Here is a 20,537-nt window from a genome sequence, read left to right on the forward strand (position 1 = left end):
TTATACGCCTTATTGCCCCGGTTTTTTAAGTCCCGATTTGATCATCCGGCGATCTTTTGACCTGAGGACACACAACGACCCGTGCGGCGGGTAAACTTCGCGCTCTTTCTTAAGGAGTTCCTATGAGTTACTACCAGCCGGGCATTCTCGCCACCCCCGTCCCGCCTCAAGCCCGTCATCTGTTCTTCGCGCTGGAATCCGTCGATGCACTGCCGGCCGCGCTCGACAACTTGATGCAGCTGGTGGACGGCCAGTCGGCGGTGGTCGGTTTTGGTGAATCCCTGGTCAAGGCACTGCACGGGCAGATCGCAGGGCTGCGGCCGTTTCCGGCGCTGACCGGGGTTGGCGTCGATAACCCCTCGACCCAGCACGCGCTGTGGTGCTGGCTGCATGGCGTCGATCGCGGCGAATTGCTCAATCGCAGCACGGCCATCGAAGCCGCGTTGGCGCCGGCCCTGCGCCTGGTGCAGATGAATGAAACCTTCCGCCACCTCACCGGCCACGATCTGACCGGTTACGAGGACGGCACGGAAAACCCGCATGACGAAGCGGCCGTGGCCGCCGCGCTGGTGAGTGAGGGCGCTGAGGGGCTGGTCGGCGGCAGCTTCGCCGCGATCCAGCAGTGGCAGCACGACCTGAAAGGCTTCCACGCGATGCCGCCCCACGAAAAGGACAACATCATGGGCCGTCGCTTGATCGATAACGAAGAGATCGATGACGCGCCAATCTCTGCCCACGTCAAACGCACCGCCCAGGAAAGCTTCGCCCCCGAAGCGTTCGTGGTGCGTCGTTCGATGCCATGGATCGAAGGGGATCGCGCTGGCTTGATGTTCCTCGCGTTCGGCTTTTCCCTTGATGCCTTCGAAGCGCAGCTGCGACGCATGAGCGGTCTGGAAGACGGCATCACCGACGGTCTGTATCGCATGAGCCGGCCGATCACCGGCGGCTACTACTGGTGCCCGCCGCTTAAGGACGGATGTCTGGATTTGCGTGCTCTCAACAGACGCTGACCCACTCGTGTAGGAGCGAGCTTGCTCGCGAAGAACGTTCAGACAACGCCGGCAATCCTGGTTCCCCGCGTTATCGTTCACGACCTTCGCGAGCAAGCTCGCTCCTACAGTGGAGGTGCAACCGCTCTAACCTTATTCTCAAACAGTATTTCTCAACGCTGCGGTTAGAACTCTAAGATCACGTCATAACTCGTTATAACAAGTGATCTGCCCATGACCGATAACGTTCTATCCCTCAGCAGTGTTCCGCTGCACACCCAATTGCGGGACGTGCTGCGCGCGCGCATCCTCGACGGCGAATATCCGCAAGACAGCCAGATGCCCTCCGAAAGCGAGCTTGGCACGCTGTTCAAAGTCAGCCGCATCACCGTTCGCCAGGCCTTGGGCGACCTGCAAAAGGAAGGGCTGATCTTCAAGATCCACGGCAAGGGAACCTTCGTCGCCAAGCCGAAAACCTTCCAGAACGTCAGCACCCTGCAAGGCCTCGCCGAGTCCATGACCGGTCGCGGCTACGAGGTGATCAACCGCCTGCGCAGCTTCAAATTCATTGCCGCGGACAAGCTGGTCGCCGAGCGTTTGCAGGTGGCCGAAGGCGAGACCGTGGCGCAGATCAAACGGGTCCGGTTAATCAATCGCGAGCCGATTTCGCTGGAAATCACCTACCTGCCCAAAGCCATCGGCGAGCGCCTGGAGAAGGCTGACCTGGTCACCCGCGACATCTTCCTGATCCTTGAAAACGACTGCGGCCTGGCCCTCGGCCATGCCGATCTGGCCATCGACGCGGTGTTGGCCGACAGCGATCTGACCCAGGCGCTGAACGTCGAGGCCGGTTCGCCGATCATGCGCATCGAGCGCCTGACTCACGACGCCAACGGTCAACCGGTGGACTTCGAGCACCTTTATTACCGCGGCGATGCATTCCAGTACCGCTTGCGGATTGATCGGCACAAAGGGGATCAGGCATGACCCACAGCTCCAGAAATACCCTCGAGCAGGAATACGACATCGTCGTGATCGGCGGCGGCACCGCCGGGCCGATGGCAGCGATCAAGGCCAAGGAACGCAACCGCGATTTGCGCGTATTGCTGATCGACAAGGCCAACGTCAAGCGCAGCGGCGCGATCAGCATGGGCATGGATGGCCTGAACAACGCAATCATTCCCGGCCACTCGACGCCGGAGCAGTACACCAAGGAAATCACCATCGCCAACGACGGCATCGTCAATCAGGCGGCGGTCTACGCCTATGCGACCCACAGTTTCGAGACCATCGAGCAACTGGACCGCTGGGGCGTCAAGTTCGAGAAGGACGAGACCGGCGACTACGCCGTGAAAAAGGTCCACCACATGGGCGCCTACGTGCTGCCGATGCCGGAAGGGCACGACATCAAGAAAGTCCTGTACCGCCAGTTGAAGCGGGCGCGGGTCAGCATCACCAATCGCGTGGTCTGCACGCGCTTGCTGACGGACGAAGAGGGCGCGGTCAACGGCCTGATGGGTTTCGACTGCCGCACCGCCGATTTTCACGTGATCAAGGCCAAGGCGGTGATCCTGGCATGCGGCGCCGCGGGGCGCCTGGGCTTGCCGTCGTCCGGTTACCTGATGGGCACCTACGAAAACCCGACCAATGCCGGCGACGGTTACGCCATGGCCTATCACGCCGGGGCCGAGCTGGCGAACCTGGAATGTTTCCAGATCAACCCGCTGATCAAGGATTACAACGGCCCGGCCTGCGCCTACGTCACCGGCCCGCTGGGCGGCTACACCGCGAACAACAAGGGCGAACGCTTCATCGAATGCGATTACTGGAGCGGCCAGATGATGTGGGAGTTCCACCAGGAACTCGAAAGCGGCAATGGCCCGGTGTTCCTCAAGCTCGATCACCTGGCCGAGGAGACCATCCAGAACATCGAGGAGATACTGCACAGCAACGAGCGTCCGAGTCGCGGCCAGTTCCACGCCAATCGCGGCACCGACTACCGCACGCAGATGGTCGAGATGCACATCTCGGAAATCGGGTTTTGCAGCGGTCACTCGGCCTCGGGCGTGTGGGTCAACGAGAAAGCGGAAACCTCGGTCAAGGGCTTGTACTCAGCGGGTGACATGGCCGCGGTGCCGCACAACTACATGCTCGGCGCGTTCACCTATGGTTGGTTCGCCGGCACCAACGCGGCAGATTTTGTCGCCGGACGCGAATTTTCCCGAGTCGATGCCCGGCAGGTCGAAACGGAAAAACAACGGGTCTACGCGCCGCTGGACCGTGAGCACGGCCTGCCGCCAGCCCAGGTCGAGTACAAGCTGCGGCGTTTTGTGAACGACTACCTGCAACCGCCGAAGGTGACCAAGAAAATGCAGATCGGCCTGCAGCGCTTCAGCGATATCCAGCGTGACCTCGATCAGATCAAGGCCCACAACGCCCACGAACTGATGCGCGCCATGGAAGTCAGCATGATCCGCGACTGCGCCGAGATGGCCGCCCGGGCCTCGTTGTTTCGCGCCGAAAGTCGCTGGGGGCTTTACCACTACCGGGTCGATCACCCGCAGCGCAACGACAGCGACTGGTTCTGCCACTGCCACTTGAAGAAGGATGAAAACGGCCAGATGAGCAGTTTCAAGAAAGCTGTCGAGCCTTACATCATCCCGCTGGATGCCGAAGAAATGCAGGCCTACGACCGCCTGCGCGTGGGTGCCTTTGCAGCCTGACGAATTCATACGAGAGAGTCCGAACCATGGCCTATCAACCCCAGGAAATTTTCTTCCGTTCCAACGCGCCGGTCACGGTCGACGAAGACCTTTGCATCGCCCACAAAGGCTGCACCGTGTGCGTCGACGTCTGCCCGATGGACCTGCTGGCGATCAACCCGGCCACACAAAAGGCCTACATGGCGTTCGATGAATGCTGGTACTGCATGCCGTGCGAAAAGGACTGCCCGACCGGGGCGGTGAAAGTGGAGATCCCGTATCTCTTGCGCTGAACCCCCTGAGGGAGCGGGCTTGCTCGCGAAAAGGCCGGCACTGCTTGCCTCTTCATCAACTGACAGAACGCCTTCGCGAGCAAGCCCGCTCCCACAGGGATTTGTGGCGAACCTTGATTTTGCAGGCACCAGGCCACCCCAAAACGCCATCCGGCCACCCCCGGACGCTCGCTTCAAAACACCCCTCGTTTCCCACCGCGCCCTGATCGCGGCGGAGACGAACATCCTATAAATGATTCGAGGGGAACACCCATGTTATTGCGTGCAGCATTTGCCGGTCTGGTACTGGCTTCATTCACGTTGTCGGCCTCGGCCGAAACCATCCGCATCGCCATCGGCACCCAGGACACCACGATCAACTGCGCCGCCGGCGGTCTGTTGATTCGCGAGTTGGGACTGCTGGACAAATACCTGCCCCACGACGGCCAGTACAAAGACGCCAGCTACGAGGTGGAATGGAAGAACTTCACCAGCGGCGCGCCCCTGACCAACGAGATGGTTGCCGGCAAACTCGACTTCGGCGCCATGGCCGATTTCCCCGGTTCGTTCAACGGTGTCGCGTTCGAAACCGCGGGCAAGCACAGCCTGTTCATCAGCGTGCTGTCGGGCAGCATCAAGGGCAGCGGCAACGGCATCGTGGTGCCGAGCGCGTCGGGTGTGCAGTCGCTGGCGGAGTTGAAGGGCAAGACCATTTCCGTGCCATTCGCTTCGACCGCCCACGGCATGTTGCTGCGTGCCGTGGCGGCCCAGGGCTGGGATCCGCTCAAGGACGTGAACATCATCGCCCAGCCACCGGAAGTCGCCGGGTCCGCGCTGCAGGCCGGGAAGATCGATGCCCACGCCGATTTCGTACCTTTCGCCGAGCTGTTCCCGAGCCGCGGTTTTGCTCGCAAGATCTATGACGGTTCCCAGGCGAACACCCCGACGTTCCATGGCGCGCTGGTGGATCAGGCGTACGCGAAAAAGTACCCGGAAATCGTCGTCGCCTACCTGCGCGCCAGTATCGAGGCCAACCAGTTGCTGGCCGCCGAACCGGAGAAATACAGCGAGCTGATCGCCAAGGTCACCGGCGTCGATGCCGAGGTCAATTACCTGTTCCACGGCCCGCTGGGCGTGCAGACCCGCGACCTGAGCTGGAAGCCGGAATACCGTCAGGCAGTCGGCACTGCCATCGATACGCTCAAGTTGTTGAAGAAGGCTGATCGCGGCCTCGACCTCAATACCTTCATCGACGACCAGTACATCCGCGCGGCGTTCAAGGCCTCGAACCTGGACTACACCGCGCAACTGGCCAACTACGCGCAAGCGCCGCTCAAGGCGGTTGACGCGGCGAGCGGTCAAGCCATCACCGACTTCAGCCATGTGGCCGAGATCTGGGTGCGTGGCGAGCCGAAAGTCCGCCAGTACGCCTCGGCGGAATCGGCATTCACGGCGTTGGCCGGTTTGAAGGCCGAAGGCAAGAACATCCGCGCGGTGTATGCCCAGGCCAGTGACAGCGGGATCAAGTTGCTGGCGGATCAGGCGTGGTTTGCCAGTGATGCGAAAGGGCAGTTGAGCGCGTTCCTGCTCAAAGGCCAGGCGCAGCAATTCGCTACGGCCCAGGGCGGCAAAGTCCTCGACTTCACCGACGCCACGACCCAGGCCGTGGCCGCCCGCTAACCCCCGGAACGACTCGATCCCCTGTGGGAGCGGGCTTGCTCGCGAAGGCCGACTGACATTAGACAGTAATGTCGACTGATCCACCGCTTTCGCGAGCAAGTCCGCTCCCACAGGGGGGCCGTGTCGAGAGGACGCATTGTGTTTCGATCATTTAAACGCTGGATTCCCCGAGCCGCCTCACTGCTGTTCTGCCTGCTGTTCTGGCAGCTCGCGGCCAGCCACCACTGGAACCTCGGCCTGGTCACCTTCGCCAATGTGCCCACGCCGTTGGCCGTGATCGAAGCCGCGTTGGGCCTCGGGGATTCCGGCAAGCTGGCCCAGCACCTGAGCAGCAGCCTCAGCCGGGTATTCGCCGGTTACCTGGCAGCGCTGGTCATCGGCATCGCGCTGGGCCTGGCCATCGGCCGTTCGAAATGGGCCGAAGACCTGTTGCTGCCACCGCTGGAAGTACTGCGGCCGATCCCGGCGGTGGCGTGGATTCCCCTGGCGATCCTGATGTTCCCCTCGTCGGAACTGTCGATGGTGTTCATTACCTTCACCGGCGCACTGTTCCCGATCCTGCTTAACACCATTCACGGCGTCGAAGGCGTCGACCCACGCCTGATCGCCTCGGCGAAAAGCCTCGGCGCCGGGCGTCGGGCGATCCTGCTGGAAGTGATCCTGCCGGGCGCCGCACCGAGCATCATCACCGGCCTCGCCATCGGCATGGGCACCTCGTGGTTCTGCCTGGTGACCGCGGAAATGATTTCCGGGCAGTTCGGTATCGGCTATTACACCTGGGAGTCCTACACCATCCAGAACTACGCCGACATCGTGGTCGGCATGTTGCTGATCGGCGTCTTGGGCATGGGCAGCAGCTTGCTGATCAAACGACTCGGCGGGTTGTTCACGCCCTGGCATCGACCACGAGGAAAAACCTGATGAGCGTTTTTCAACACCCTGAAGGACGCATCGACATTCACGGATTGTCGATCCGCCTGGGGCAGGGCAGCACGGCCTTCGAAGCCGTGCAGGGCCTCGACTGCCAGATCGAACCGGGCCAGTTCGTGTGCATTCTCGGTCCGTCCGGATGCGGCAAGTCCACCTTGCTTGGCGCGCTGGCCGGGCATCTGACCACGTACAGCGGGACGCTGAATGTCGATGGCACCCAGGTCTTGGGCCCGTCGCCACAGCGCGGCATGGTGTTCCAGCACCACACGCTGTTCCCTTGGCGCACGGTGCGCGACAACGTCGCGTTCGGCCTGAAAATGCGCGGCATCGGCAAAGTGGAACGGCACAAAGCCGCCGACGAAATCCTCGCGCTGGTCGGTCTCGAAGGCTTTGCCGATCGCTGGCCGGACCAGCTTTCCGGCGGCATGCAGCAGCGGGTGGAAATCGCCCGGGTGCTGATCAATCGGCCGCGTCTGTTGCTCATGGACGAACCCTTCGGCGCCCTCGATGCGCTGACCCGGCTGAACATGCAGGAGCTGCTGCTGGACATCTGGACGCGCATTCGCACCACCGTGGTGTTCGTTACCCATGACATCGACGAAGCGCTGTTTCTCGCCGACCGCCTGCTGGTGATGAGTTCGCGCCCCGGTCGGATCATTGAAGACCTGCGCCTCGACTTTCCCCGGCCACGCACCACCGAACTGGTGACTAGCCACGAGTTCTCTCGCCTGAAGCGCCATTGCCTCGAATTACTGCGTCACGAAGACGGTCGGCAGCTACCGCGCCTGAACCCTCTCGGATTGCCTCCTGAAAACAAACTGCCGCGATTTGCCCTATGACCTCTCTATTTGCTGAAACCGATAACGAAGCCATCCTCGCCCTGCAACCGCGCCTGACCGATGAAGACCCCGGCGTACGCCGGATTGCCCTGATCGAACTGGCCGACCTCGAAGAACCGGACGGCTTGCTGTGGCTGGTCGATCGACTGGCCGAAGACCCGACCGAAGAAGTCCGCGCCGAAGCCGCGCGCTTGCTGGAGGCCTGGGAGGATGAACCGGTCGTTGAGGCGCTGTGCCAGGCACTGACCGATCCTTCGCCGGCGGTGCAGAGCGCCGCCGCACAGAGTTTGAGCCTGCTCAAGAGTGAAGCGGCGGGGCGAGTGATTCTGCCGTGGACCGGGCATGCCGACGTCAGCGTACGCATCGCCGCGTTCCGGGCGTTGCGCGAGCTGCGTTTCCCCGGTGCCGCCGAACCCGCCGCGATTGCGTTGAAGGATGCGGACGCCAGTGTTCGCCGCGAAGCCGTTGGCGTGCTGGGCTGGCTCAAGCAGCTCGATGCGCTGCCCGCGCTGGCGCAACTGGCCAGCGCCGACCCGGACACCGACGTCCGCCGCGCCGCCACCGGAGCGCTGGGGCTGGCGTCTGACGCTCAGGTCCTGCCGGCCCTGCGCCAAGCCCTGCAGGACCAGGCCTGGCAAGTGCGCGAAGAAGCCGCGACGACCCTGGGCAAAGTCGGCCACACCGACGCCGGCCCGGCCTTGGTCGAGGCGTTGACTGACGATTACTGGCAAGTGCGCCTGCGCGCAACCCGCAGCCTCGGGCGTTTGCGCTACGTGCCGGCGCTGGAAGCATTGATTGAAACCCTCGGCCATCGCATCAGCAACCTGCGCAAGGAAGCCGCACTGGCCCTCGGTGAACTGAACGATAAAGGCGCGATCGCGCCGTTGCAGGCCGCCCAGGACGACGGCGACCCGGAAGTACGCAAAGCAGTGCGTATTGCCCTGAGCCAGCTGCAATGAACCCGGTGGCGATCAGCAATTCCCGCAGCAAACAGCAGCTGCGGTTGAATTGGCCGGACGGTCGCGAGCAGCTGCTCAATCATGCCGAACTGCGTCGTCAGTGCCCGTGTTCGCGATGCCGGGCGTTTCGTTTGCAAGGCCTGACGCCGCTGGTGGATAGCCGGGTGAGTGTCGTCGAGCTGAACGCCCAAGGCTACGGCCTGCAATTGATCTTCAGCGACGGGCATGAACGCGGGATTTATCCGTGGGCCTATCTCTCCAGCCTGATCTGATCCTGTAGGAGCGAGCTTGCCGACGATGGTCGTCAAGTCAACGCGGGCATTCAGATTGCCCGCGTTATCGTTGACGACCATCGCGAGCTCGCTCCTACAGGGGGCGGTGGAGGTCAGAAGGATTTGCTGATGCTCGCCACCACCGTGGCACCGCAGACATCATCAAACCCCCAATTGCTGGCGCACTGGCTTTTCGACAGGTCAGTGTCGATGTAGCTCAAGCCCAGCATCACACCGGCCAGTTCGTGGGTCAGTTTGACTTCCCATTCGCGGTAAGCGTCCTCGGCATGGCCCGAGGTCGAGTACAGGTGCGGGTCTTTGAAATCCATGTTGCCGTATCGCAGTTTCAGGCCGGTGCCGTAAGGCAGCTCGGTTTCATAACCGATGTAGCTGTAGAGCGAGCTCTGCTTGCTGTCGATGCCTGGCGCGTCGGCGGAGTAATAAGCCGCGAGTTTCACCCCATAGACGCTGAGGATTCCATAGGTCTCGCTCTGGTTGAACTGGCCTTCTTTCGGGTAGGCGTATTTCAGGTAGCCGAGATCGAGGCTGACCGCGTCGGTCGCTTGCCACAGCCAGCCGGCGTAGTAATCGATTTCCTGACGGGTTTTCAGGCCGCCGCCGAAATCGACGTTGGAACTCCAGACGCCAAGGTACAGGCCGCTGCTGTGAGCCAGGGTGACGCCGGCCTGCACGGCGGGGTCGTTCTGGGTCTGTGAAATGCCACGGGTGCGGTAATCGCTGGCCAGGGTCATGTCGACCAGCACGGTGAAGTCGTCATTCAAGGGCATCGCCTGGCTGCTCAGGGGCAGCGCGCTCAAGGATCCGAGGGCGAACAGGGTGAAAGCTTTCATGGGGGCGTCCCGTTATTTTTTATTGTCGAGGGCGGTTTTTTGCGGCACGGCTGCGCTGAACCCCGGCGACAAGCGCGGGGTCGAGCAGCGATTTTTCTTAGAGAGTAGGGGCGTAGACTTCGCGGCCGGCGAACCAGGTTTGCAGCACTTGGGTGTCGTGCAGGGCTTTGTTGTCGACGCTGAACACGTCGCGGTCGAGCACGATGAAATCGGCTTGCTTGCCGGGGCTCAGCGAGCCGATTTGCTGCTCAAGGCCAATGGTGCGCGCGGCGTTGAGGGTGTAGGCGTAGAACATGGTTTCGCGGTCGAGGCGTTCGTCGGCGTTGAGCACACCCAGCGGGCCGTCACGGGTGATGGCCTGGGCCATGGCGTTCCAGGGGTTCGGCGAGGACACCGGCCAGTCACTGGCGCCGGCAATGGTCGCGCCTTGTTTGAGCAGCGAGTGCGCCGGGTATTGATAGCGGAAGGCAAGGGCGCTGACATACGGCTTGATCATGTCCAGGGTGTAATCGTCGGCCGTGGCCCACAGCAGTTGCATCGAGGCGATGACGTTGAGCGGCTTGAACCTGGCGAACTCTTTCGGATTGACCATCTGCAGGTGGGTGATCGAGTGCGTCACGCCGCTCTGCCGATCCTTGCGCGCCTGAGCGATGCCATTCAGTGATTCACGCACTGCGCGGTCGCCGATGGCATGGATGTGCACCAGCCAGCCGCGCTGATCGATGGCGCTGACCAGTTCGCCGAAATGCTGCGGATCGATCAGCAGTTCGCCCTGTTTGTGCGAGTTGCTGTACGGGTCGATCATCGCCGCGCTTTGCGCCGGGTATTCGATCACGCCGTCGGCGAAGATCTTGATGCCCGGCAAGGTCAGGTTGGGAATGCCCTGGAATTGCTGGCGGACCTTGTCCAGCGTATCGAGATCGGCCGGTACGCTTTTCGGATTGGCCACCAGCAATGCGGCGACGTGGACGCTCATGCCGCCGCTTTCGGCCAGGGCTTTGTAAGCCGGCAGCACGCCAACGGTTTTCTCCGTGGGTTTGAGCGCAAACACCGGCTCGCCGGGCGCGGCATTGGCGGCGGGGTCCATCCACGCGGTGATGCCGAGGCTGTTGTTGTAGCGCACGGCGGATTGCGCGGCCTTGAGCATGTCGGCAGCGCTCGGCACCGGTATTTTCGAAGCGACGCGGTCCCAGCCGGCGTCCACCACGAAACCGTTGGGACGGCCGTCGGCGAGTTTGCCGATCGTGTCCTTCTCGGCGTCCGGCAGGTTTTTCAGCAGCGCTGCATCGATGTCGGCACGTTCGAGCATTGCGTTGTTGGCCCATGCGGTGTGGTGGTCGCTGCCCGTGAACACCACGGGCACCTGAGCCCATTCGCCGTTGTTGAATTTGTTGCCAAAGGCTTCGGCTTGCGCCCAATAGGCCGAACTCATACCCGCCACGTTCAGCACATCGCCATGTTGCGCTTTGCCGTCATCGCGCCAGATGCGCAGGCGTTTTTCCAGTTCGTCGAGGTCGACCACTTCGTCTTTCATGTTGGCCGCGACCATTTCCAGGCCGCCGAAAATCGCGTGGGAATGGCTGTCGATCAACCCGGGCATCAACGCCTTGCCACCCAGATCAATCACTTTCGTTTCAGCGCTGATCAAGGCTTTGATCTGCGCATCGCTGCCGACTTGCAGCACCTTGCCGTCCTGCACCGCCAGCGCCTGCACCTTCGGATTGGCGCGGTCGGCGGTAAAAATCTTGCCGTTGAGCAGCACCAGGTCGGTGGCGGCCATGGCTTCCATCGAGGCAAAACTCACCGCGGCCATCAATAGATTCGGGATGAATCTTTTCATTGAATGTTTCCTTGTTATTGCGTCTGATGGCCAGAGTAGTGGCTGCCTGGGCGCAGCAGAACGCCTCGCTCACGAAAAACGTTTTTGCCTGAATGGAAAAAGTATGGACAAGTTGGGTGCACTGAAAATGTTCGTGGTCACGGCGCAACTGGGCAGTTTCAGTCGCGCGGCCGAGCAATTGGGCAAGACCCCGTCGGCGTTGACCAAGGCAGTCAATCACCTGGAAGCCGAACTGGGCGCGCGGTTGTTCGAGCGCAGCACCCGGCGGATCTTGCTCACGGAATCGGGGCGGCTGTACCTGGAAACCGCGCGCCAGGTGCTGCAACGGCTGGACGAGGCCGGCGAGGAAATCGAGCAGTTGCAGCATGGCTTGCGCGGCACCCTGAAAATCACCGCGCCGCTGGCGTACGGGCAGGCGTTTCTGGATCAGGTGTGCGGCGGGTTTCTGCAGCAATACCCGCAGATCGATCTGCAAGTGGACCTGTGCGATGACTTCGTCAACCTGCTGGAAAGCGGCTATGACCTGGCCTTGCGCGAAGGCCATGACGACTTGCCAGGCCTGATCGCCCGCGTGGTCGGCAGCAATCGCCTGGCACTGTGCGGCAGCCCGGCCTATCTGGCGCGCAAGGCGTTGCCGGTCACGCCGCAAACCCTTGATGAACATGAATGGCTGCTGTATCGCCACCCGTTGCTCAGCCGCGAATTCTGGTGGGCCGAGCGTGACGGTCAGCGTTTGAGCCTGCCGCAACCACCGTCGCCGCGCCTGCGCAGCGACAACTACGACCTGCTGCTGGCCAACGCACTGGCCGGGCGCGGTTTGCTGCACACGCCACTGTGGAGTGCCGCGCCGTACATCGCCGACGGGCGGCTGGTGCGGGTGATGGCCGATTACGACATCGACCCGGACAGCTTCGGCGCGCACATTCTGGCGGTGTACCCGAGCCATCGGCGGGCGACGGCCAAGGTCGTGGCGTTCATCGACTACATCGCAGCGTTCCTGGCATCCCGAGGATTGGGTGACCCCCTGTTGGAGCGAGCTTGCTCCGGGCGGCGTTCCGACGATGGACGTCAACGATAACGCTGGCAATCTGAATGCCCGCGTTGACTCGACGTTCTTCGCGAGCAAGCTCGCTCCTACACTGTTTTTCTCGCGTCCTACATTTCGTCTGCAAATTCTTGTAGGAAAAAACATAAAAGAGTACAAATGTACTCCATGACGACTTTAACTCCCCGCCGCACCGCCATCCTGACCTTTATCCGTGATCGAATCGCGGAACATGGCCAGTCCCCGAGCCTCGCTGAAATCAGCGAGGCCTTTGGTTTCGCCTCCCGCAGCGTGGCGCGCAAGCATGTGCTGGCGCTGACCGACGCCGGTTTCATCGAGGTCAATCCGCATCAGGCCCGGGGTATCCGCCTGCTCGGGCAACCGGCGCGCCCCGAGTTGCTGGATATTCCGGTACTCGGGCGGGTGGCGGCCGGGGTGCCGATTGGCGCCGATGCCGAGGTCCACAGCCGTTTGCTGCTCGATCCTTCGATCTTTTCCCGGGTGCCGGACTACATGCTGCGGGTCAAGGGCGACTCGATGATCGAGGACGGCATTCTCGACGGCGACCTGGTGGGCGTGCACCGCAATCCAGAGGCCTTCAACGGCCAGATCGTCGTGGCACGGCTTGACGGTGAAGTGACCATCAAGCGCTTCGAGCGGGTCGGCGACACGGTGCGCCTGTTGCCGCGTAACCCGGCCTATGAGCCGATCATCGTTGAAGCCGATCAGGACCTCGCCATCGAAGGCGTGTTCTGCGGCCTGGTGAGGCAAGGGTGATGGGCGCCGTCGTTGCACTGGACACGCTGTTCAATGGCGGCCAGGTCTGGAAAGGCCGGCCTGCGCCGCCCACCGTCAGCCCGCAACCCACCGGGCATGCCACGCTGGATGCGGCATTGCCCACCGGCGGCTGGCCGGAAGCGGCGCTGACCGAAATCCTCCTGGCCGGGCAGGGCGTCGGTGAATTGCAACTGGTGTGGCCGGCGCTGGCACGCTTGTCGGCGGCGGGTGAGCGCATCGTGCTGGTGGCACCGCCGTACGTGCCTTATCCGCAAGCCTGGCAAAACGCCGGGGTCGATCTGCGGCAGTTGTCGATCATCCAGGCCAGCGAGCGCGATGCGCTGTGGGCGGCGGAACAATGCCTGCGTTCGGGCAGTTGCGGCGCGGTGCTGTGCTGGCCGCACAAGGCCGATGACCGGGCGTTGCGGCGCTTGCAAGTGGCGGCGGAAACCGGCTCGACCCTGGCGTTTGCCTACCGCTCGATCCATGAAGCGATCAACCCTTCACCCGCGGCCCTGCGCATCGCCATCGATGCCAGGCCTGCGCAATTGCGCGTGCTCAAGTGCCGCGGCGGGCTGGCCCGTTCGGCACCGATTGCCTTTCCTGTGGGGCATTGAGGTTGCCATGCGTTGGGTGTGCATTCTGTTCCCGCAATTGGCGCTGGACGCGGTCCTGCGTCAGCGCCCCGATCCCGATCAGCCACTGGCGTTGTTGACCGGCCCGGCGCAGCGTCGGGTGTTGCAGGCGGTCAACACGTCGGCGCGTGCGCTGGGCTTGCGGCCCGGCCAGTCAATGACCGCCGCCCAGGCGTTGAGCAAAGGTTTCGTCACGGCCGAATACGACGCGGCCGAGATCGAACACTGGCAGCAGTTTCTCGCCGCCTGGGCTTACCGCTTCAGCGCTCAGGTCAGCGTGCATTACCCGCGTGCGGTGGTGTTTGAAATCGAGTCCAGCCTGGGGTTGTTTGGCGACTGGCCGCAATTCGAAGCCCGCTTGCGCCGCGAACTCGGCGAACTGGGGTTTCGGCATCGGATCGTGGCGGCTCCGAACCCGGTGGCGGCGCGGATTCTGGCCAACGCCTATGACGGCCTGGTCGTACCCGACGACCAGGCTTTGCAGTATCACCTGGGGCAATTGCCCGTCGAGCGGATTGGCCTCGAGGCCAACGTGGCCACGGCGTTGTCGCGAATGGGTCTGCGTACCTTGAGTCAGGTGCAGGCGTTGCCCCGGCAAAGTCTGGCCCGGCGTTTCGAGTCTCAGGTGCTCAAGCACCTGGATGCGCTGCTGGGCGCGCGGCGCCTGGCGCTGGCGTTCTACCTGCCGCCGGACCGATTCGATGTGCGCATCGAGCTCAATTTCGACGTGCAATCCCATCAGGCGCTGCTGTTTCCGCTGCGGCGCTTGACTGGTGACCTGTCGGCGTTCCTTTGCGGTCGCGACAGCGGCGTGCAGCGTTTCGACCTGCACCTGGAACACGCCGGGTTGCCGGACAGCGTGATCAAGGTCGGCCTGCTCAGCGCCGAGCGCGACCCGGCGATGCTTTTCGAGCTGGCTCGCGGACGCCTGGAGCAGGTTCAGGTCGAGGCCCCGGTGCGTGGTTTTCGCCTGCGCGCCGAAGACTTGCCGGCCTTCGTTCCGCAATATCAGGAGCTGTTCGACGACCGTCCGCAGCAGTCCTTGCCCTGGGAGCAGCTGCGCGAACGTTTGCGCGCCCGGTTGGGCGATGACGCGGTGCATGGCTTGCGCTTTCAGGCCGATCATCGACCGGAGTGTGCGTGGCAGGCCAGTGTCGACAGCCAGCGTTGCGCGGCGATGCCTGGCGTGCAGCGTCCAGGCTGGTTGCTGACCGAACCGCAGGCGGTGCATGAAGGTTCGACGCGCATCCTCATGGGGCCGGAGCGCATCGAGTCCGGTTGGTGGGACGGCGCCGACGTGCGCCGGGATTATTACCTGATCGAAACCCGATCCGGCCAGCAAGGCTGGGCCTATCGGGCAGTCGGCGAAGACGGCCCGTTGTGGTTGCAGGGCTGGTTCGCATGAGCCTTGACTATGCCGAGCTGCACTGCCTGTCGAACTTCAGTTTCCAGCGCGGTGCGTCCAGTGCGCTTGAACTCTTCCAGCAGGCGAAAAAGCAACGCTATCAGGCGCTGGCGATCACCGATGAATGCACCCTGGCGGGCATCGTCCGCGCCTGGCAGGCGGCCAAATCCGTGGAAATGCCACTGATTATCGGCAGCGAAGTGCGCATCGAGGGCGGGCCGAAACTGGTGCTGCTGGTGGAGAACCTTGAGGGCTATCAAAACCTCTGCCGGCTGATCACCCGGGCGCGACGGCGCACGCAGAAGGGCCAGTATCAGGTGCTGCGAGAGGATTTCAGCGAGCCATTGCCGGGGCTGTTGGCGTTGTGGGTGCCGGACGCCGTGGATGATTTTGCCAGCGGTCACTGGCTGAAACAGGCGTTCGGCGAACGCCTGTGGCTGGCGGTTCAGTTGCATCGTGGCCAGGACGATGCCCAGCGGCTGAACGCGTTGCTGACGCTGGCCAGGGAACTGCGCATTCCCGCCGTGGCCAGTGGCGATGTGCACATGCATGTCCGTGGCCGACGGGCCTTGCAGGACACCATGACCGCTATCCGCCATCACCTGCCGGTGGCCGAGGCCGGACTGCGTCTGCACCCCAATGGCGAGCGGCATTTGCGCAGTCTTGATGCACTGCAATCGATCTATCCCCCAGGGTTGCTGGATGAAACGCTGATCATTGCCCGGCGCTGCAGTTTTGATCTTGGACAATTGCGTTATGAGTATCCACGGGAGCTGGTGCCGGAAGGTCACAGTGCCACGTCCTGGCTGAGTGAATTGACCGAGCGTGGCATTTGCGAGCGCTGGCCCAAGGGTGCGAGCGAGAAGGTGCGAGGGCTGATCGACAAGGAACTCGGGCTGATCGCCGAGCTGGGTTATGAAAGTTATTTCCTGACCGTCCAGGACATCGTGGCCTTCGCCCGACGCCAGAACATCCTCTGTCAGGGCCGTGGCTCGGCGGCCAACTCGGCGGTGTGTTTCGCCTTGGGCATCACCGAGCTCGATCCGGACCGGATCAACATGCTGTTCGAGCGTTTTCTTTCCAAGGAGCGCAACGAGCCCCCGGACATCGACGTGGACTTCGAGCATGAACGCCGGGAAGAAGTCTTGCAGTACGTGTTCCAACGTTATGGCCGGACACGCGCGGCACTGACGGCGGTGGTCAGCACCTATCACGCGGCCGGCGCGGTGCGTGATGTGGCCAAGGCCTTGGGCTTACCGCCGGATCAGATCAATGCCCTGGCCGATTGCTGCGGGCACTGGAGCGACAACACGCCACCCGTCGAGCGTTTGCTTGAAAGTGGCTTTGACCCCGAGAGCCCGGTGTTGCGCCGGGTGTTGAGCTTGACGCAACAGCTGATCGGGTTTCCCCGGCACTTGTCCCAGCACCCTGGTGGCTTCGTGATTTCCGAACAGCCGCTGGACAGCCTGGTGCCGGTGGAAAACGCGGCGATGGCCGAGCGCACCATCATTCAGTGGGACAAGGACGATCTGGATGCGGTCGGGTTGCTCAAGGTGGATATTCTGGCCTTGGGTATGCTCAGCGCGATCCGGCGTTGTTTCGATTTGCTGCGTCGGCATCGCAACCGGAACTTGAGCCTGGCCACAGTGCCCTCGGAAGACCCGCAAACCTACGACATGATCAGCCGTGCCGACACCATCGGCGTGTTCCAGATCGAATCCCGGGCGCAGATGTCGATGCTGCCGCGACTCAAACCGCGCGAGTTCTATGACCTGGTGATCGAGGTGGCCATCGTTCGCCCCGGGCCTATACAGGGCGGAATGGTGCATCCGTATCTGCGGCGAAGAAACAAGGAAGAGCTTGAAAGTTATCCCTCCGAAGAATTGCGGGACGTGTTGAGACGTACCCTCGGGGTGCCGCTGTTCCAGGAACAGGTCATGCAGATCGCCATCGTCGCGGCCAACTACAGTCCGGGTGAAGCGGATCAACTGCGCCGCTCCATGGCCGCCTGGAAGCGTCACGGTGGGCTCGAACCGCACAGGGATCGCCTCGCGGCCGGCATGAAGGAAAAAGGCTACACGCCGGAGTTCGCCGCGCAGATCTTCGAACAGATCAAAGGCTTCGGCAGCTATGGTTTTCCCGAGTCCCACGCCGCCAGTTTCGCCTTGCTGACCTACGCCAGTTGCTGGTTGAAATGCCACGAACCGGCGGCCTTCGCTTGTGCACTGATCAACAGCTGGCCCATGGGCTTCTACAGCCCGGACCAGATTCTGCAGGATGCGCGCCGCCATCATTTGCAGATTCGCCCGGTGGACGTGCGCGCCAGTGACTGGGATTGCAGCCTCGAACCGATTGTTGGCGCGCAACCGGCGATTCGCATGGGGTTGCGGATGATCAAGGGCTTTCGCGAGGACGATGCCCGGCGTATCGAAGCGGCGAGGTCGATGGGGGTGTTTGTCGACATCGCTGACCTGGGCGACCGGGCGCAACTCGATGCCCGTGCGCAGGAGCAACTGGCCGATGCCGGGGCGTTGCGTGGGCTGGCCGGTGATCGTCATCGTGCGCGCTGGGAAGTGGCCGGGGTGCAGAAACAACTGGGTTTGTTCGCCGGTTTGCCGAGCCAGGAAGAGGACGCGGTGTCGCTGCCAAAGCCTACGGTGGGCGAAGACCTGCTGGCCGATTACAACAGCGTCGGCACCACCCTCGGCCCGCATCCGTTGGCGCTGTTGCGCGGCGAGTTGCGGGCGCGGCGGTGTCGCAGTTCGAAGGAATTGCTGGACGTCGAACATGGCCGCCCGGTCAGCGTCGCCGGGCTGGTAACCGGCCGACAACGCCCGGGCACCGCCAGCGGTGTGACCTTCGTCACCCTTGAGGACGAGTTTGGCAACGTCAACGTCGTGGTCTGGCGCGACTTGGCCGACAGGCAGCGAAAGGTCCTGGTCGGCTCGCAATTGCTCAAGGTCGACGGACGCTGGGAGAAGGAAGGCGAGGTGCGCCACCTGATTGCCGGACGCTTGAGCGACCTGACCGAATTGCTCGATGGCATCAGCATCCGCAGCCGGGATTTCCGCTAACAATCCCCTTGCTGCAACCAGCCTGCGATCAGGGCATCACGGCCACCCCGCATGAACAGCAAACCGAGCGCCTACAGGCCTCGGTCATCCTGAGGTGTTTTATTTGGGCCAGAACCGCTCGCCACCCCCCGGCGCCTCCGTCCAGGCCTGTAACGACCGGGTCGGCAGGTCGAAATAATCACGGGTGCGCGCATAGCCGTGGCCGCCCATGCGCCCGATGGCGTCGAGCCCCAGTTGATCGATGTACAAGGTTTTCGGGTCAATCAATTCGTCCCGAACATGGGCCATCAGCACTTCACCGAAAATGATTTCCCGCGACTGGCCGATGGACAGCGCCATCATCCGTCGGCATTCCAGCGCCACGGGCGCCTCGCCGATGCGCGGGCATTTCACCGTGGTGCCAGGGATGGCGGTGAGGCCGGCGGCGGTCAGTTCGTCGAAGCCGGGGGCGAAGGGCACGGCGCAGACGTTCATGGCTTCGACCAGCGCGTCGCTGACGATGTTGACGGTGAATTCCTGATTGAGCTGAATGTTGCGAGTGGTGTCCTTGGGGCTTTGATCGCCGTAGTTTTCCACGCCCAGTGCGAGGATCGGCGGGTCGGCCGACAGTGCGTTGAAGAAACTGAACGGCGCGGCGTTGACGCGGCCTTCGCCGTCGATGGTGGTCACCAGGGCAATCGGCCGTGGCACCACGCTGCCGATCAGTATCTTGTATTTGTCCCGCGCAGACAGGGTGCGGAAGTCGAAGCTTTGCATGGGCAGAAATCTCTAAATAAGGGGATCCAGCGCACTCAGCGGCGCGTGTGCGCTGTAGTCGTCGGCGAACGGGATGGCCGGTTTGAACAGGGTTTTCCAGTCCGGTCGGCCAAAGGCCCGGTCGCTGTGGCTGCGCATCAGTTTTTCGAATTGTCGTTGGGCCTGGCGTTGCAGGGCGGGGTAGTCGACTCCCTGAACCTGGCCGTCCTGCATCACGCAACGGCCGTCGATGTAGCTGGCGATGCAGTCGTCACCACGCCCGGCCAGCACCAGGTTTTTTAGTGGGTCGAACAACGGGCCCAGGTGCAGGCCGCGAAGACTGAACACCGTGATGTCAGCCTTGCACCCCGGCGCCAGTCGCCCGAGGTCGTCACGCCCCAACGCCCTGGCACCGCCGAGGGTGGCGGCGTTGTACAGATCAAGTGTGCTGGTCAACGAACTACCGCCCTCCATCAGCCGGGCGATGTTCAACCCCTGGCGCATGTTGTCCAGCAGGTCCGCCGGCCAGGTGTCGGTGCCCAGGGCGAAGTTGATGCCCTTGGCCTTATAGCGGCCAAATGAGTTCAGGGCCTCGCCGTCCCGGGCAAACACCACCGGGCAATGCACCAGGCTCGCGTCACCCGCTACCAGCCGTTGCAAGTCTTCATCGCCGCGGGTGTAAATGCCGTGGGGCAGCAGGCTGCGCGGGGTCAGCAAGCCCAGTTGCTCCAGCCAGGCCAATGGCGAAACACCGCGCAATTGCTCGACCATCGCCACTTCGCCGAGGCCTTGGCAGCAATGCAGACGCATCGGTGCGTTCAACTCACGGCTCAGCGCCGCGGTGCGTTGCAGCAACGCCGGGGTGCAGGTCTGGATGCGATCCGGCAGCAACGCACCGCGGATCAGGCCGTCATGCGCACCGTCGAAATCCTCGAAAAACCGCACCGCTGCGTCGAGCCCGGCCAGGCCCCGCGCTTCATCCCAGTGATGCCCGAGCTGCCCGTCGGCGCGCCAGTAGCTCATGCCACTCATGTAGCAGGGCCCGAGGTAAGTGCGCAGTCCCAGCTCGGCGGCCACTGCGGCCACCGCCGCGAATTCGTCGTAGGTCTCGGCCCATTCGCGGTAATACATCGAGGTGATCGGCAGGGCGGTGGTGATGCCATTGCGGATCAGCTGCGTGAAGGCGTAGCGATATTTGAAGACTTCCTCGTCGGCGCTGTAGCTCTCACGCGGACCGGCCGCCAGGTAATCCTCGGACCACATCCGGCCCATGTCGCGCTCATCGCCGTTGTCCAGGGTCAGCACGGTGGAATCGAGGTCGCCGAGGGCATCCAGATCAATGAAGCCAGGGCCGATCAGCGCGTTGCCGTAATCGACCCACTGATCCACCGCCCCCGGATAACCACGCCCGACGAACACAATGCGCGAACCTTCGAACACCACTTCGCCGTCGCGCCACAGCACGTGCTGCGTGCCGTCGAAGCCGACCACGCAGCTGCTTTTCAGACCGATTGTTGTGGCTGACACGGGTT

General features: G+C 62.8%; 18 protein-coding genes. 14 read left to right on the forward strand and 4 right to left on the reverse strand.

Annotation, left to right across the window (positions count from 1 at the left end; genetic code table 11):
- Positions 1–122 precede the first annotated feature (122 nt).
- The 9 genes from NTD84_RS13100 to NTD84_RS13140 all read left to right on the forward strand — a co-directional run bounded on the left by NTD84_RS13100 (position 123) and on the right by NTD84_RS13140 (position 8,643).
- A complete protein-coding gene (locus NTD84_RS13100; protein WP_262166004.1) occupies positions 123–1,010 on the forward strand; it encodes a Dyp-type peroxidase in 888 nt (295 codons plus the stop codon).
- 213 nt (positions 1,011–1,223) lie between these two features.
- Complete coding sequence (locus NTD84_RS13105) at positions 1,224–1,976, forward strand: GntR family transcriptional regulator (protein WP_262166006.1); 753 nt, start codon at positions 1,224–1,226, stop codon at positions 1,974–1,976.
- Complete coding sequence (locus NTD84_RS13110) at positions 1,973–3,712, forward strand: fumarate reductase/succinate dehydrogenase flavoprotein subunit (RefSeq protein ID WP_262166009.1); 1,740 nt, start codon at positions 1,973–1,975, stop codon at positions 3,710–3,712. The genes NTD84_RS13105 and NTD84_RS13110 overlap by 4 nt, the downstream gene beginning before the upstream one ends.
- 26 nt (positions 3,713–3,738) lie before the next feature.
- The gene (locus NTD84_RS13115; RefSeq protein ID WP_007946457.1) at positions 3,739–3,984 is read left to right on the forward strand and encodes a ferredoxin family protein; all 246 of its coding nucleotides are present in this window, start codon (positions 3,739–3,741) and stop codon (positions 3,982–3,984) included.
- A gap of 252 nt (positions 3,985–4,236) precedes the next feature.
- On the forward strand, positions 4,237–5,643 hold the full coding sequence (locus NTD84_RS13120) for an ABC transporter substrate-binding protein (RefSeq protein WP_262166017.1): 1,407 nt from the start codon (positions 4,237–4,239) through the stop codon (positions 5,641–5,643).
- A gap of 138 nt (positions 5,644–5,781) precedes the next feature.
- The gene (locus NTD84_RS13125) at positions 5,782–6,564 is read left to right on the forward strand and encodes an ABC transporter permease (RefSeq protein WP_262166020.1); all 783 of its coding nucleotides are present in this window, start codon (positions 5,782–5,784) and stop codon (positions 6,562–6,564) included.
- A complete protein-coding gene (locus NTD84_RS13130) occupies positions 6,564–7,412 on the forward strand; it encodes an ABC transporter ATP-binding protein (RefSeq protein ID WP_262166023.1) in 849 nt (282 codons plus the stop codon). Before NTD84_RS13125 ends, NTD84_RS13130 begins: the two co-directional genes overlap by 1 nt.
- On the forward strand, positions 7,409–8,371 hold the full coding sequence (locus NTD84_RS13135; RefSeq protein WP_262166026.1) for a HEAT repeat domain-containing protein: 963 nt from the start codon (positions 7,409–7,411) through the stop codon (positions 8,369–8,371). The genes NTD84_RS13130 and NTD84_RS13135 overlap by 4 nt, the downstream gene beginning before the upstream one ends.
- The gene (locus NTD84_RS13140) at positions 8,368–8,643 is read left to right on the forward strand and encodes a DUF971 domain-containing protein (protein WP_262166028.1); all 276 of its coding nucleotides are present in this window, start codon (positions 8,368–8,370) and stop codon (positions 8,641–8,643) included. Before NTD84_RS13135 ends, NTD84_RS13140 begins: the two co-directional genes overlap by 4 nt.
- Positions 8,644–8,756: 113 nt before the next feature.
- On the opposite strand, the gene NTD84_RS13145 is transcribed toward NTD84_RS13140, so the two are convergent.
- Together NTD84_RS13145 and NTD84_RS13150 are read right to left on the reverse strand one after the other, a co-directional pair.
- Positions 8,757–9,494: a TorF family putative porin gene (locus NTD84_RS13145; RefSeq protein WP_262166031.1), complete on the reverse strand. Its 738-nt coding sequence runs from the start codon at positions 9,492–9,494 to the stop codon at positions 8,757–8,759.
- 97 nt (positions 9,495–9,591) lie between these two features.
- Positions 9,592–11,334, reverse strand: a complete 1,743-nt coding sequence (locus NTD84_RS13150; protein ID WP_262166034.1) for an amidohydrolase — start codon at positions 11,332–11,334, stop codon at positions 9,592–9,594.
- A 103-nt stretch (positions 11,335–11,437) separates the two neighbouring features.
- Here NTD84_RS13150 and NTD84_RS13155 point away from each other — a divergent pair, with 103 nt between their 5' ends.
- The 5 genes from NTD84_RS13155 to NTD84_RS13175 all read left to right on the forward strand — a co-directional run bounded on the left by NTD84_RS13155 (position 11,438) and on the right by NTD84_RS13175 (position 18,270).
- Positions 11,438–12,412, forward strand: a complete 975-nt coding sequence (locus tag NTD84_RS13155; RefSeq protein WP_262166037.1) for a LysR family transcriptional regulator — start codon at positions 11,438–11,440, stop codon at positions 12,410–12,412.
- 126 nt (positions 12,413–12,538) lie between these two features.
- Complete coding sequence (gene lexA, locus NTD84_RS13160; protein WP_262166040.1) at positions 12,539–13,156, forward strand: transcriptional repressor LexA; 618 nt, start codon at positions 12,539–12,541, stop codon at positions 13,154–13,156.
- Positions 13,156–13,773 carry a translesion DNA synthesis-associated protein ImuA gene (gene imuA, locus NTD84_RS13165; protein ID WP_262166043.1) on the forward strand — a complete coding sequence of 206 codons (618 nt, stop codon included), beginning with the start codon at positions 13,156–13,158 and terminating at the stop codon, positions 13,771–13,773. The genes lexA and imuA overlap by 1 nt, the downstream gene beginning before the upstream one ends.
- A gap of 7 nt (positions 13,774–13,780) precedes the next feature.
- Complete coding sequence (locus NTD84_RS13170; protein WP_262166046.1) at positions 13,781–15,196, forward strand: Y-family DNA polymerase; 1,416 nt, start codon at positions 13,781–13,783, stop codon at positions 15,194–15,196.
- Positions 15,172–18,270, forward strand: coding sequence for an error-prone DNA polymerase (locus NTD84_RS13175; protein WP_262166049.1), 3,099 nt, complete (start codon positions 15,172–15,174; stop codon positions 18,268–18,270). The genes NTD84_RS13170 and NTD84_RS13175 overlap by 25 nt, the downstream gene beginning before the upstream one ends.
- 99 nt (positions 18,271–18,369) lie before the next feature.
- Here the strand turns inward: NTD84_RS13175 and NTD84_RS13180 are convergent, their stop codons facing one another.
- Complete coding sequence (locus NTD84_RS13180; RefSeq protein WP_262166051.1) at positions 18,370–19,026, reverse strand: flavin reductase family protein; 657 nt, start codon at positions 19,024–19,026, stop codon at positions 18,370–18,372.
- A 12-nt stretch (positions 19,027–19,038) separates the two neighbouring features.
- Positions 19,039–20,532: an amidohydrolase family protein gene (locus NTD84_RS13185; RefSeq protein WP_262166054.1), complete on the reverse strand. Its 1,494-nt coding sequence runs from the start codon at positions 20,530–20,532 to the stop codon at positions 19,039–19,041.
- Positions 20,533–20,537: the final 5 nt, after the last annotated feature.

It is taken from the genome of Pseudomonas sp. 14P_8.1_Bac3, assembly GCF_025466085.1.
Classification (GTDB): domain Bacteria; phylum Pseudomonadota; class Gammaproteobacteria; order Pseudomonadales; family Pseudomonadaceae; genus Aquipseudomonas.